This is a genomic window from Vibrio sp. V08_P9A1T1 (assembly GCF_963874405.1).
Lineage (GTDB): Bacteria > Pseudomonadota > Gammaproteobacteria > Enterobacterales > Vibrionaceae > Vibrio > Vibrio anguillarum.
This window is the reverse complement of sequence record NZ_CAWNIB010000008.1, coordinates 1-12,290: the sequence shown is the minus strand read 5'-3', so window position 1 is coordinate 12,290 and position 12,290 is coordinate 1. Positions and strand designations below refer to the sequence as shown.

13 protein-coding genes and 1 pseudogene are annotated in these 12,290 nt (G+C 42.4%); 11 read left to right on the top strand and 3 right to left on the bottom strand.

What is annotated here, in order from left to right:
• The 7 genes from AACT21_RS00475 to ttcA all read left to right on the top strand — a co-directional run.
• Positions 1-227, top strand: a 227-nt coding sequence (locus AACT21_RS00475; protein ID WP_176430222.1) for a FixH family protein, incomplete at its 5' end; no start/stop codon positions are given.
• 3 nt (positions 228-230) lie between these two features.
• Positions 231-2,603, top strand: coding sequence for a heavy metal translocating P-type ATPase (locus AACT21_RS00470; RefSeq protein ID WP_094164299.1), 2,373 nt, complete (start codon positions 231-233; stop codon positions 2,601-2,603).
• Positions 2,604-2,774, top strand: a complete 171-nt coding sequence (gene ccoS / locus AACT21_RS00465) for a cbb3-type cytochrome oxidase assembly protein CcoS (protein WP_013856892.1) — start codon at positions 2,604-2,606, stop codon at positions 2,772-2,774.
• Positions 2,771-3,451 carry a sulfite exporter TauE/SafE family protein gene (locus tag AACT21_RS00460; RefSeq protein WP_013856891.1) on the top strand — a complete coding sequence of 227 codons (681 nt, stop codon included), beginning with the start codon at positions 2,771-2,773 and terminating at the stop codon, positions 3,449-3,451. The genes ccoS and AACT21_RS00460 overlap by 4 nt, the downstream gene beginning before the upstream one ends.
• A gap of 88 nt (positions 3,452-3,539) precedes the next feature.
• Positions 3,540-4,292 (top strand): FNR family transcription factor, encoded by a 753-nt coding sequence (locus tag AACT21_RS00455; RefSeq protein WP_010320258.1) that lies wholly within the window; start codon positions 3,540-3,542, stop codon positions 4,290-4,292.
• Between the two features lie 127 nt (positions 4,293-4,419).
• The gene (gene uspE / locus AACT21_RS00450; RefSeq protein WP_094164298.1) at positions 4,420-5,367 is read left to right on the top strand and encodes a universal stress protein UspE; all 948 of its coding nucleotides are present in this window, start codon (positions 4,420-4,422) and stop codon (positions 5,365-5,367) included.
• A gap of 142 nt (positions 5,368-5,509) precedes the next feature.
• A complete protein-coding gene (ttcA, locus tag AACT21_RS00445) occupies positions 5,510-6,442 on the top strand; it encodes a tRNA 2-thiocytidine(32) synthetase TtcA (RefSeq protein WP_013856889.1) in 933 nt (310 codons plus the stop codon).
• A gap of 66 nt (positions 6,443-6,508) precedes the next feature.
• Here ttcA and AACT21_RS00440 read toward each other — a convergent pair whose 3' ends face one another.
• The 3 genes from AACT21_RS00440 to AACT21_RS00430 are packed head-to-tail and all read right to left on the bottom strand — an operon-like array spanning position 6,509 to position 8,764.
• A complete protein-coding gene (locus AACT21_RS00440; RefSeq protein ID WP_094164297.1) occupies positions 6,509-7,171 on the bottom strand; it encodes a DUF2987 domain-containing protein in 663 nt (220 codons plus the stop codon).
• Positions 7,172-7,173: 2 nt separating this feature from the next.
• Entirely contained in the window at positions 7,174-7,980 is an 807-nt protein-coding gene (locus AACT21_RS00435; RefSeq protein ID WP_013856887.1) for a glucosaminidase domain-containing protein, read from the bottom strand.
• A complete protein-coding gene (locus AACT21_RS00430) occupies positions 7,973-8,764 on the bottom strand; it encodes a membrane protein (RefSeq protein WP_026028002.1) in 792 nt (263 codons plus the stop codon). Before AACT21_RS00430 ends, AACT21_RS00435 begins: the two co-directional genes overlap by 8 nt.
• 319 nt (positions 8,765-9,083) lie before the next feature.
• On the opposite strand from AACT21_RS00430, the gene potA reads away from it, so the two are divergent.
• The 4 genes and pseudogenes from potA to AACT21_RS00410 form a co-directional block, all read left to right on the top strand.
• The gene (gene potA / locus AACT21_RS00425) at positions 9,084-10,220 is read left to right on the top strand and encodes a spermidine/putrescine ABC transporter ATP-binding protein PotA (RefSeq protein ID WP_010320264.1); all 1,137 of its coding nucleotides are present in this window, start codon (positions 9,084-9,086) and stop codon (positions 10,218-10,220) included.
• Positions 10,204-11,061, top strand: coding sequence for a spermidine/putrescine ABC transporter permease PotB (gene potB / locus AACT21_RS00420; RefSeq protein WP_026027331.1), 858 nt, complete (start codon positions 10,204-10,206; stop codon positions 11,059-11,061). The genes potA and potB overlap by 17 nt, the downstream gene beginning before the upstream one ends.
• The gene (gene potC, locus AACT21_RS00415) at positions 11,061-11,831 is read left to right on the top strand and encodes a spermidine/putrescine ABC transporter permease PotC (RefSeq protein WP_013856883.1); all 771 of its coding nucleotides are present in this window, start codon (positions 11,061-11,063) and stop codon (positions 11,829-11,831) included. Before potB ends, potC begins: the two co-directional genes overlap by 1 nt.
• A gap of 106 nt (positions 11,832-11,937) precedes the next feature.
• Positions 11,938-12,290 (top strand): annotated as a pseudogene (locus AACT21_RS00410) (extracellular solute-binding protein); the annotation flags it as partial.

Below are 12,290 nucleotides of genomic sequence, written 5' to 3'. Positions count from 1 at the left end.
AGCTTGAACACTACCCCGCGATTAAAATGATGTTTGCTCATCGGACACTGCCAGACCGTGATTTCACACAACTTGTCGCATCGGATGCACAAGGTATATATCGCATTACCCTGCCTGCCCCGTTACAAGGCCCTTGGTTCATCGAACTCACTCCTCACAATGAGGAGTGGTTAATCCAAGGTCGAGTAACGTTTCCAATGCCAACTTCTACTCAATTAATGAATTAAACTATGTGCAAAGCGTGTTACCACTGTGGTGAAGATGTACCAGCCAACACGGACTATAAAGTTGATATTCTAGGTGAAAGCAGAGATATGTGTTGTCCCGGTTGTGAAACCGTGGCTAAAACCATTGTAGAGAGTGGCCTAGTATCTTATTACCAATACCGAACGACCACTGCAGATAAAGTGGAGCTTGTGCCAGAGCAGCTCAAAGCTCTCATTCATTATGATAATGACGATGTACAAGCAGAGTTCGTTCGTAACGACAACGAAACGTCTGAAGTGACGTTATCGTTAGAAGGTGTTTCCTGTGCGGCTTGTGCTTGGTTAATTGAAAAACAACTCTCTCATAAAAATGGGGTAATTTCGATAAGGGTCAATACCACTACCAACCGTGCTTTACTCAGTTGGGATAAGACACAAACACGACTCAGTGAATTACTCTCCACTATTCATAAATTAGGTTATAAGGCTGCCCCTTTTGAAGCAGACGCACATGAGGCAGCCTACCATCAATCAATGAAGCAATATCTTTATCGCTTGGGTATTGCAGGTCTAGCCACCATGCAAGTGATGATGCTTGCTGTGGCGCTCTATCTTGAGGTCTTCGGTGATCTTGATTCTGAGTTTCGCAATTATTTTCGTTGGGTTAGTTTGATCTTTGCAACCCCCGTACTTTTATACTCTGCCCTTCCCTTTTACCTCAATGCTTGGCGAAGCATTAGAGGCAGAACATTAGGTATGGATGTTCCTGTTTCTATCGCTCTTATTTTTGCGTATGTTGCTAGTCTGATAGCGACAGTGACTGAACAAGGCGAAGTCTTTTTTGAATCCATTTCAATGTTTACCTTTTTCTTACTGGTTGGACGATTTTTAGAGATGCGGGCGCGTAGAAAAGCCGCGGCGGCTAGCGGCAATTTACTGAAATTGATCCCTGCGGTTGCAACTACGTTGGATGGCCGTCAAGTGCCTGTAAAAACTCTAGCTCTTGGTGATCGAATTCGCGTGTTGCCTGGAGAACACGTCCCTGCTGATGGTCGAGTGTTGAATGGGCGTATTCATATTAATGAATCAATGTTGACCGGTGAATCAGTACCCGTTGTCAAAACAGTCGGTGATGCTGTTTTTGCTGGTACATTAAATGGCGATGAGTCTTTCGAGTTGGAAGTCACTGCATCTAAAGCGGATTCCGTTATTTCCAATATTGTTAGACTGCAAGATGAAGCTCAAATGTCTAAGCCTAAGATTGCAGAAATTGCTGATATTGTCGCGAGATATTTTGTGGCTGTAATTTTGATTATTGCAGCAGCCACTTGGTTTTATTGGCACCAGACAAAACCTGAAGATGCATTTTGGATCATGTTAGCGGTCTTGGTGGCAACCTGCCCGTGCGCGCTTTCTCTTGCCACCCCTACAGCCATCACTTGCGCTACATCACGAATGGGTGACTTTGGTATTTTATTGAGAAAAAACCATGTCTTTGAAACACTTTGTAAAGTTAACCATTTGATTATTGATAAAACGGGAACGTTGACCCGTGGTGATATCGAAATTAGTGACGTTGAGTTGCATGGTGATATAGACGAAAACCATTGTTTGGCGCTAGCCGCTGCTTTGGAGCATCATGCCAATCACCCCATTGCCAGAGCGTTTACGCAATATCGTAATGACGAGTTTCGTGTTGAGCATGTGCAGAATATGATTGGGTCTGGTATTCAAGGTAAATATTTAGGCGGCGATGTTCGTATCGGCAGCGCCGAATTTGTTTTGAACGACATCAGTGACGGTCGAGCAAATCGTATTTATCTGTCGCTCAACGGGCAACACATTGCGACCTTCACGTACCGCGATCCTATCCGTAGTGAAGCGAAACAATTTATCGATCGTTTCCATCAGGAAGGAATTAAGATCACGCTATTAACGGGTGACTCTCAACTTAATGCACAAAGTGTGGCCGCCGAAATGGACATCGATATTGTCGTATCGAATGCCAAACCAGAAGATAAACTGAGTTACTTAAAGTCGTTACCAGATGATGATATCACCATGATGATTGGCGATGGCATTAATGATGCGCCAACGCTTGCTGGTGCGCACTTATCAGTGGCCATGGGTGGTGGAACCGATGTCGCAAAAGCATCCGCTGATATGGTTTTACTTGGTGATAAACTCGACAGATTATTGGAAGCCAGAAGCTTAGCGTTAAAAGCTCGCAAAATCATTCGGGAAAATTTAGCGTGGTCACTTGGATACAATATTATTGTTTTGCCACTCGCCGTTGCGGGGCTGGTTGCTCCTTACATTGCCGTTGTGGGCATGTCGGCGAGTTCGATTATTGTGGTCTCTAATTCTCTTCGACTACTCAAAAAGAGGGATAAGTAGATGGAAAGTCTTTATATATTGATCCCCATAGCGATCGTTTTGGTTACGATCGCCGTCATCATCTTTTTATGGGCAGTAAAGAGCGAACAGTTTGAAGATTTAGAACGCCAAGGACACAATATTTTGTTTGATGAAGATGAACTTACCTCATCAAAAGAAGAGAAAAAATGACCGCAGATTGGATTGGTGCTTTCTTTATCGGTTTACTTGGAGCTGGCCACTGTATGGGAATGTGTGGCGGGATTGCTTCTCTTTTGACCTTAGGTGAAAAGCGCAGTGATCGACTCCCAATACTGCTTGTTTTTTACAACCTTGGGCGTATTGCCAGCTATATGCTGTTTGGCGGTTTATTAGGAGGCCTCGCCGCCTCGCTATCCGAATTCTCTACACTTAATCATGCGTTGATTTGGTTGCGGCTCATTGCGGCAGGCCTAATGATTGTACTTGGATTGTATGTTGGACGTTGGTGGTTTGGCCTGTTGAAGCTGGAGAAGGTTGGGCAAAAAATCTGGAGTTTTATTTCGCCTTTTGGGCAATCATTGCTCCCGCTTAGGAAAACGTGGTTTGCTCTCCCTTTTGGGTTTATCTGGGGGTGGTTACCTTGTGGGCTAGTTTACTCGGTACTGACTTGGTCTGTGGTGTCCGGTAGTGCGCTGTCAGGGGCATTGGTTATGGCCTCTTTTGGTTTGGGAACCTTACCTGCGATGCTTCTTGTTGGTTACGGAGCGACCCGTTTGAAGAACATTCAACAATCATTCATATTTCGTCATTTTGCTGCGATTTTTATCATACTCTATGGTCTATACACGGGTTATGGAGCAGTGAGTATTTTATCATCTACGTGGTAGCTGTCTGATTTATGGCATCTTTTTTCGCTATCCTTTAGGGGTAATGGGTGCTAAAATATTGATGTACATCAAAAAGTGAAAGGTTGTTATGATTTCTGATAAGCCAGCGGCAAAGCGCATTCAATCTGGTGGTTGTGCAATTCACTGTCAAGATTGCAGCATTAGCCAGCTTTGTATTCCTTTTACTCTCAATGAATCTGAACTTGATCAACTTGATCAAATTATTGAGCGTAAAAAACCTATCCAAAAGGGCCAAGAGCTATTTAAAGCTGGTGACGACCTTAAGTCTCTCTACGCTATTCGCTCAGGTACAATTAAAAGTTATACCATTACTGAGCAAGGTGATGAACAAATCACTGCGTTTCATTTAGCGGGTGATTTAGTTGGTTTTGACGCGATCACTGATGATTCTCATCCTAGCTTTGCTCAGGCTCTAGAAACATCAATGGTATGCGAAATACCCTACGAAATTCTTGATGATCTTTCGGGTAAAATGCCTAAGTTACGTCAGCAAATTATGCGCTTGATGAGTAATGAAATTAAGGGCGACCAAGAGATGATTCTTCTGCTATCTAAAAAGAATGCAGAAGAAAGATTAGCGGCTTTTCTTTATAACTTGTCGACTCGTTTCTCTCAGCGCGGCTTTAGCCCTAGAGAGTTTCGTCTGACAATGACTCGTGGTGATATCGGTAACTACCTTGGTCTCACTGTTGAAACGATCAGTCGTCTACTCGGCCGTTTTCAGAAGTCCGAAATCCTTAGCGTTAAAGGCAAATACATCACAATCCTTGACCATGACCAACTGATGGAACTGGCAGGCGTATCTAAAGAAACTAAGTAACTTCAATGAGGTAGCTCTTAAATGAGCTACGTCATACTTCTGTTAAAAACTCTCTTTTTTTCTAAAATTCTCGCTGGTTATGAGCTAAAGTAACTCTAACGCCCTCCTCCATAATTAAGGAGTCGATATGAGTATTTATAGCAAGATTCTGGTGGTTGCTGACATCAACCACGATGAACAACCCGCCCTTGCCAGAGCCATACAGTTAGCACAGCAAAGCACGTCTTCTAGCCACATTACATTTTTCCTATCTATTTATGATTTCTCTTATGACATGACGTCGATGCTCTCTGTTGATGAACGTGATGCTATGCGACGTGGTGTTATCCATCAGCGCGAGCAATGGATGAGGAAAGTAGCTGAACCGTATATTGATAGTTCGATCCAATTTGAAGTAAAAGTGGTGTGGCATAACCGCCCTTATGAAGCGATTATTGCTGAGATATTTTACGGAGAACATGACATTCTGATCAAAGGGACGCGCAAGCATGATGTCCTTGAATCCGTTATTTTTACACCGACAGATTGGCACTTATTGCGTAAATGCCCAACTCCAGTGCTATTGGTTAAAAATTCAGATTGGCCACAGAATGCGAATATAATCGCTTCGGTACATGTGGGGTCAGAAAATCCGGCTCATATTGATTTAAATGATTGCATAGTTGAACAACTAAAAAGCCTCACCACTCGTTTAGGTGCGACGCCTTATCTGGTCAATTCATACCCTATTACGCCTGCGAATATTACCATTGAGTTGCCCGAGTTTGATCCAATGACCTACACTGATGCTGTTCGTGGTCACCACTTGATGGCAATGAAAGCATTGCGACAAAAGCATGGTATAGATGAATCGCAAACACTTGTAGAGCAAGGCTTGCCTGAAGACGTCATTCCTCAAGCAGCTGAAAAGCTCAATGCGGCGATGGTTATTCTTGGTACGACGGGGCGTACAGGGTTATCTGCGGTATTTATTGGCAACACGGCAGAACAAGTCATTGATAAAATTAACTGTGATGTTTTAGCATTAAAGCCGCATGGCTACGTGAGCCCTTTAGATCCTAAAACCTCTATTTAAAATGGCCCGATCTATCATCGATCCCCCTTGTCATAGACGAGGGGGATTTTTTATCTTCCTTACTTGTTAGATCTGGCATCTGCGCTATTTATCCGTATCATACGCACTCTATTTTGTTTTAAAGATTAAAGACCAGACACTGATGACTGAGCAAATTCAAGAGCGCACCAAAGCTCAACAATATAATTTCAATAAACTTCAGAAGCGTATCCGTCGTAATACGGGTCAAGCCATTGCTGACTTTAATATGATTGAAGATGGCGACCGTATTATGGTATGTCTTTCTGGCGGTAAAGATAGCTTTACCATGCTGGATATTCTAATGAGCCTTCAGAAAAGTGCCCCTGTTAGCTTTGAGCTTATTGCCGTGAATCTTGATCAAAAACAGCCCGGATTTCCTGAACACATTCTGCCGCAGTACTTAGAGCAGCTAGGCGTTGAATATAAAATTGTCGAAGAAGACACGTATTCTATTGTTCAAGATAAGATCCCTGAAGGGAAAACCACCTGCTCACTTTGTTCACGCTTACGCCGTGGCATTTTGTACCGTACAGCCAAAGAACTCGGTGCGACGAAAATTGCGTTAGGCCATCACCGTGACGACATTCTAGAAACGCTATTTTTGAACATGTTTTATGGTGGAAAGATCAAAGGAATGCCACCTAAACTTGTGTCTGATAACGGTGAACATGTGGTAATTCGCCCTCTAGCCTACTGTCGTGAAAAAGACATTATCAAATATGCGAACATGCGAGAGTATCCGATTATTCCATGTAATCTATGTGGCTCTCAGCCAAACATGCAACGTCAAAACATTAAGCAAATGCTAAATGGCTGGGATAAACAGTTCCCTGGGCGCATCGAGACCATGTTTAGTGCAATGCAAAATGTAGTGCCTAGCCATTTGGCTGATTTCAAGTTGTTTGACTTTAAGTCGATTAACCGTGATTCAGGTGTTATTAATGGCGGCGACATTGGTTTTGATAAAGAAGAGATGCCAATCCTAGCGCTCGAAGATGAGGATAGCGTGATGGAGTTTGATCCTAGTTTGAAGTTGGATGTCACCAATCTTTGATATTCCTATAAAGATAAAACGAGTAAGGGCTGCGAATGCAGCCCTATTGATATTAGCCCAACATGTCTAATGTTTCGCTTTGGGAAGATAAGGTAACACGCGAACCGTTTCTTGTGGTAACTGCATCGATCCACCTTCACCCAGTTGACTGAGATCCACTTGGGCTTTGCCATTTTCTATGTTAATGGTTTCGCCGTTACTCAACTGAATGACCGAATTCAAATTATTGGCAAATTCGAGTGTGACACCAGAAACATCGGGTGTGAACCAACTCGCAAACATCCCGCCGAGCTCTTCCAGTAATTTTTGCATCTGAGGTAATAAGATGGCGACCTGCTGGTAAGATATTTCTCCTTTGAACTGCTCTTTTGCCATAACAACAGTCGAAAAGTCACAACGCATATCTTGAGGAGTATCGACAAACACTAACGGATTCGCTTGCCGTAAATGATCGTCTAAAGGAAGTAGTAGCTCGTGGTTGCTACTGACTTTCAACGCTTCATAGTGCTTTTCTTTTTCCATCCAAGCCTTCTCTATTGGGCAGAGCTGCTTGGTATTGGCATTAAGGAAATAATAAGCGACTTTGACATTGGGGTACTCTTCTTTCACGTTATTTTTCATTGCTGAAAACAACTTGGAGTATGTAAACATATACTCTTGAGCGTTAACGGGAAATGCGTTAGCAAGGCATAACGTTGTCAGTAATAAGGTAAGCGTTCTTTTTTCCATTATTATTCTGTCCAGAAAGGCTGATTGTGACGCATCATAGATTGAAGATCTTGCACATAAGCTTCTCCGCGCTCTGAGTATTTCAGTAAGCCATTGGTCATCTCCATGGCACTGTCGGCACTCAATAAATCGGCATTATTTTTTCTTAATCGAAAACGAATCTCTCGTAAATCATGATAAGCGGAGTTGCGGTTAACATTCATGAAGTAACCGTGGATTGACTCTTGAACAGAACCAAAACTCGCCACTTCGTGAGTCATACCTTCCACTCGTTGCAAAGGTACCAACCCACACCCTACACTGTAACACCATTGACCGAAATAGTTGTTTCCTTCAGTTGCAAAGCGAGAGGTTCCCCAAGCTGATTCATTCGCTGCCTGGGTCAAGACTAACGCTTCGGGTAAAACGTCAACTCGATGCAGCATGTTTTCTAACCAGGCGCTAGTGATGCCTTCCGCAGGAATCGGTACTTCATATCGCTTAGAGAGTTTTTGCGCCTCACTATAGTCACTTTTGGCTATCTGATTGCTTAGATGATGTTGTGCAATCCTCTCTAATATTTCACGCTCTCGCAAAACACGTAAATTTTCCCAAGCTATCCCTGGTTTTAAGAAAGAAAAAAAAGCATGCTTTTTCTCATTCACATCATCGATGGCTGAGAAGTCAGGCGCTTTTCCAACAGCTCTAGCACCTTGCAAAGATGGAATGTCGCTTTTGTAAGTCGTCTCAGTTGAGGTTTGCTTGACGTAATAAACGCTGCAGCTCACAACCACGAGCGAGATGGCGGTAAGTAAGATTATTTTACGCATTGAACACCTGAGAATTTGGATTATTGTCGGATTGATTAGTCGCTATGATCTTTAGTTTGATGCCAAACATATTGCGATAAATAATCCCTTTAGCATGGAAGAAGAAAGGTAATACAAAAATGAAACCTATCCCATAAAAGAGCGCGGCGGCAACGAACATCAGCATGATCACGGAATAAATCACGGCAATAGGAACGATTTTTTTATTTACTGCGCGTAAGGATAATAGCAGTGATTGCATAGGTGGAACCCGTTTTTCGCAGATCAATAAGATGGATTGGCTAAACGCAATACTCAAATACATTGATAGCAATGGGAAAATCATTCCTGCTACACCTTGCAGTAATAAGCTGAATAGCGTTGCTAAAATCACTGGGATGGTGAACTGTAATCCCTTACCTATATGTCTTGGCTGTGTTCTTAACCCAGCGACATGACTCATCGCCATTAAGCTCACGCCAGCATAAATAGGTGCACTAACGACCTCATAGCTAAAATTAGCCACAAAAATAGCTTGTACAATATTGCCTGTGAAAGCTTCTGGTGTTTCTAACGCATCCAAGATTAGTGATGGATCACCCAGTTGCAATTTTAAAGCAATATAGAAGATCGCAAGCTGCACAAATAAAAGAATCACGATGGAAGGAGAAAAGGAGATAAATTGCTTGATCGTACAATCCCATGCCTCTTTGAGCACGGCGTTAACTTTTAGCTCGTAATCTCCCTTGAGCGCATGCTCTACACTACCGCCTAAATTGAAATCTTTTTCAATATCATTATTCATAAAATGTCCTAGGCAACGGAAAAGCAAGTTGCCTGTATTTGGGTCACAAAGTTATTGTCATTATACTGCAATACACTCTAGTCCAAAATCAGAAGCCTAAACTGATCTTGCATTATTATGTGTTTGGTTGATAATTAACCACTTGAAAGCATTGAACAGTTAGTTAGTTCTGTATGGTAATCAATCTTTACTGCTACCTACAAAACTTTTTCTGTATCAATATAAGAAAACGCTTTGAATTCACTCTTTTGGTGATTATGATGCGCGCCTCAATTGTGTATAGCGACAGGTCGTAAGATAGGCATCCCTATAGACCAAGGTGGGAGAAAAACAGACGTTGAACGTAAAAAAATCAGTAGGAAAACCAGTAGTTCGTCTTTCTGGTATCAGTAAAAGTTTCGATGGTAAGGAAATCATTGGCAACCTAAACCTTGATGTTAATCATGGCGAATTCTTAACGATACTTGGTCCTTCTGGCTGTGGTAAAACAACAGTACTAAGAATGATTGCAGGTTTTGAAACCGCAGATCAAGGTTCAATTACTCTTGATAATCAAGATGTTACAAAAGTTCCTGCTGAACAGAGACACGTTAACACCGTCTTTCAAAGCTATGCACTTTTCCCACATATGACAGTATTTGAAAATGTCGCGTTTGGTTTGCGTATGCAAAAAGTGCCAACGGCGGACATTGAACCCCGTGTGATGGAAGCACTGCGGATGGTACGCCTCGACGCGATGGCCCAGCGTAAACCAAGTCAACTTTCTGGTGGTCAACAACAACGTATCGCTATCGCGCGTGCCGTTGTTAATAAACCTAAGGTTCTGTTGCTAGACGAATCTTTATCCGCGCTTGACTATAAACTGCGTAAGCAGATGCAAATGGAGCTTAAGCAGCTTCAACGTCAGCTTGGGATCACCTTTATCTTCGTTACGCACGATCAAGAAGAAGCTTTATCAATGTCGGATCGCATTATTGTTATGCGTGAAGGGAAAATTGAGCAAGATGGCTCTCCACGTGAAATTTACGAAGACCCTAAAAACCTATTTGTTGCTCGCTTCATCGGTGAGATCAACGTATTTAATGCTGAAACGATTGAACGAATTGATGATAAGCGTATTCGTGCACATATCGAAGGTGTTGAAGCGGTGGTTTACCACGATCAAAATGTACAACCCGGACACAAACTACAAGTTTTGCTGCGTCCTGAAGATCTTCGCATCGAAGAGATTAAAGAGTCAGAAGAAAAAGGCATTGTTGGGCACGTGACAGAACGTACCTACAAAGGCATGACTCTAGAATCTGTAGTCGAATTGGAAGAATCAGGCATGCGCGTGACGGTTAGCGAATTTTTTAACGAAGATGATCCTGATGTGGACCATTCTCTCGGCCAGAAAGTCGCTATCACTTGGGTTGAAAGCTGGGAGGTAGTACTCGATGATGAGCAAGAAGCTTAATCTTCAAAATGCTATTATCACATTGATTGTTGGGTGGTTAGTGCTGTTTGTGCTAATCCCTAACGTTATGATCATTGGTACTAGCTTTTTGACTCGCGATGAAGCCAACTTAATTGAAATGACCTTCACGCTTGATAACTATACACGCCTATTGGATCCACTTTACGCCAAAGTGCTCATGCACTCTTTCTATATGGCAATCGTGGCTACCCTTCTCTGCTTGGTTATTGGTTATCCATTTGCCTACATTGTCGCAAAAATGCCACAAAAATGGCGTCCAATTATGCTGTTTTTGGTGATTGTTCCTTTTTGGACGAACTCTCTTATCCGTACCTACGGATTAAAAATAGTGCTGGGTACGCAAGGCATCCTAAACCAAGCTTTAATGGCTTTAGACATCATAGACAAACCACTGCGTATTATGTACACCGAGACAGCGGTAATGATTGGCTTGGTTTACATCTTGCTGCCTTTTATGATTCTTCCGCTCTATTCTGCTATTGAAAAATTGGACGATACTTACATTGAAGCCGCGCGAGATCTAGGGGCAAATAAGCTTCAAACTTTACTGAAGGTAGTATTGCCATTGACCATGCCGGGTATCATCGGGGGCTGCTTATTGGTGTTACTGCCAGCATTAGGTATGTTCTACATTGCTGACTTACTCGGTGGCGCGAAAAACCTGCTGATTGGTAACGTGATTAAGAGCCAAGTATTGAATGCTCGTGATTGGCCATTTGGCGCCGCGACCAGCATTGCCTTGACTCTGGCGATGGCTGTAATGCTTTATGCATACTATCGTGCTGGTAAGTTATTGAATAAGAAAGTGGAGCTAGACTAATGGGCAAAACAGTTAGATTTAGCTTTATGAGTTTAGTGTATGTATTTCTATACCTACCTATCATAGTGCTGATTGTAAACTCATTTAATGACAACAAATTTGGTATTAAATGGGGCGGTTTCACTACGAAGTGGTACCACGCTTTAGTTGCAAACGACAGCTTAGTTCAGGCCGCATGGCACTCGCTGAATGTAGCGGTTTTTTCAGCCACAGCAGCGACGCTGATTGGCAGTTTAACTGCTGTAGCCCTTTTTCGTTATCAATTTAAAGGTAAACGTGCAGTTAATGGTATGTTGTTTGTTGTGATGATGTCCCCAGATATTGTCATGGCAATTTCGCTACTTGCGCTATTCTTAGTGTTAGGTGCTCAGCTAGGTTTTCTTACTTTGTTGATTGCACACATTACATTCTGCTTACCTTTCGTTGTTGTGACTGTTTACAGTCGCCTCAACGGATTTGATGTAAAGATGCTCGAAGCTGCCAAAGATCTCGGTGCTGGCGAATGGGTGATTTTGACCAAAATCATTTTGCCATTAGCGAAACCGGCAGTTGCGGCTGGTTGGTTGCTGAGTTTCACACTGTCATTAGATGATGTGATCATTAGCTCGTTTGTAACTGGCCCTACTTACGAAATTTTACCATTGAAGATTTATTCTATGGTTAAAGTTGGGATTTCCCCAGAAGTTAACGCTCTGGCGACCGTGATGTTAGTTGTCTCATTGGCTCTAGTAATCACATCACAGTTGTTAGCAAGGGAAAAAGTGAAGTAGAATCGACATCTTGTAATACATTACGCGAAACAGAATGACAAATCGTCATTCTGTTTTTCTATCTAACGCCTAAAAATAGGCAACGTTTGGTTTGGAGCTAACGTCAATGAAAAAATGGGCTACTCTATTAGCTGGTAGTGCATGTGCGCTTTCTTTGTTCTCTGGAGCAGTAACAGCGGATGAAAACAAGGAACTAGTATTCATGAACTGGGGGCCGTACATTAACAGTGGTCTTCTAGAGCAGTTTACGAAAGAGACCGGCATCAAGGTCATTTATTCAACTTATGAATCGAATGAAACCCTGTATGCAAAGCTAAAAACTCACAACCAAGGTTATGATCTTGTTGTTCCATCCACCTACTTCGTTTCTAAAATGCGCGATGAAGGTATGTTACAAAAGATTGATAAGTCTAAATTAAGCAACTTTAAAAACCTTGATAACAACTATTTGAATAAACC

What these genes read in the sequence shown, in the direction of transcription:
- AACT21_RS00470 (WP_094164299.1), top strand. Translation starts at nt 231, where the DNA reads ATGTGCAAAGCGTGTTACCACTGTGGTGAAGATGTACCAGCCAACACG.
- ccoS (WP_013856892.1), top strand. Translation starts at nt 2,604, where the DNA reads ATGGAAAGTCTTTATATATTGATCCCCATAGCGATCGTTTTGGTTACG.
- AACT21_RS00460 (WP_013856891.1), top strand. Translation starts at nt 2,771, where the DNA reads ATGACCGCAGATTGGATTGGTGCTTTCTTTATCGGTTTACTTGGAGCT.
- AACT21_RS00455 (WP_010320258.1), top strand. Translation starts at nt 3,540, where the DNA reads ATGATTTCTGATAAGCCAGCGGCAAAGCGCATTCAATCTGGTGGTTGT.
- uspE (WP_094164298.1), top strand. Translation starts at nt 4,420, where the DNA reads ATGAGTATTTATAGCAAGATTCTGGTGGTTGCTGACATCAACCACGAT.
- ttcA (WP_013856889.1), top strand. Translation starts at nt 5,510, where the DNA reads ATGACTGAGCAAATTCAAGAGCGCACCAAAGCTCAACAATATAATTTC.
- AACT21_RS00440 (WP_094164297.1), bottom strand. Translation starts at nt 7,171, where the DNA reads ATGGAAAAAAGAACGCTTACCTTATTACTGACAACGTTATGCCTTGCT.
- AACT21_RS00435 (WP_013856887.1), bottom strand. Translation starts at nt 7,980, where the DNA reads ATGCGTAAAATAATCTTACTTACCGCCATCTCGCTCGTGGTTGTGAGC.
- AACT21_RS00430 (WP_026028002.1), bottom strand. Translation starts at nt 8,764, where the DNA reads ATGAATAATGATATTGAAAAAGATTTCAATTTAGGCGGTAGTGTAGAG.
- potB (WP_026027331.1), top strand. Translation starts at nt 10,204, where the DNA reads ATGAGCAAGAAGCTTAATCTTCAAAATGCTATTATCACATTGATTGTT.
- potC (WP_013856883.1), top strand. Translation starts at nt 11,061, where the DNA reads ATGGGCAAAACAGTTAGATTTAGCTTTATGAGTTTAGTGTATGTATTT.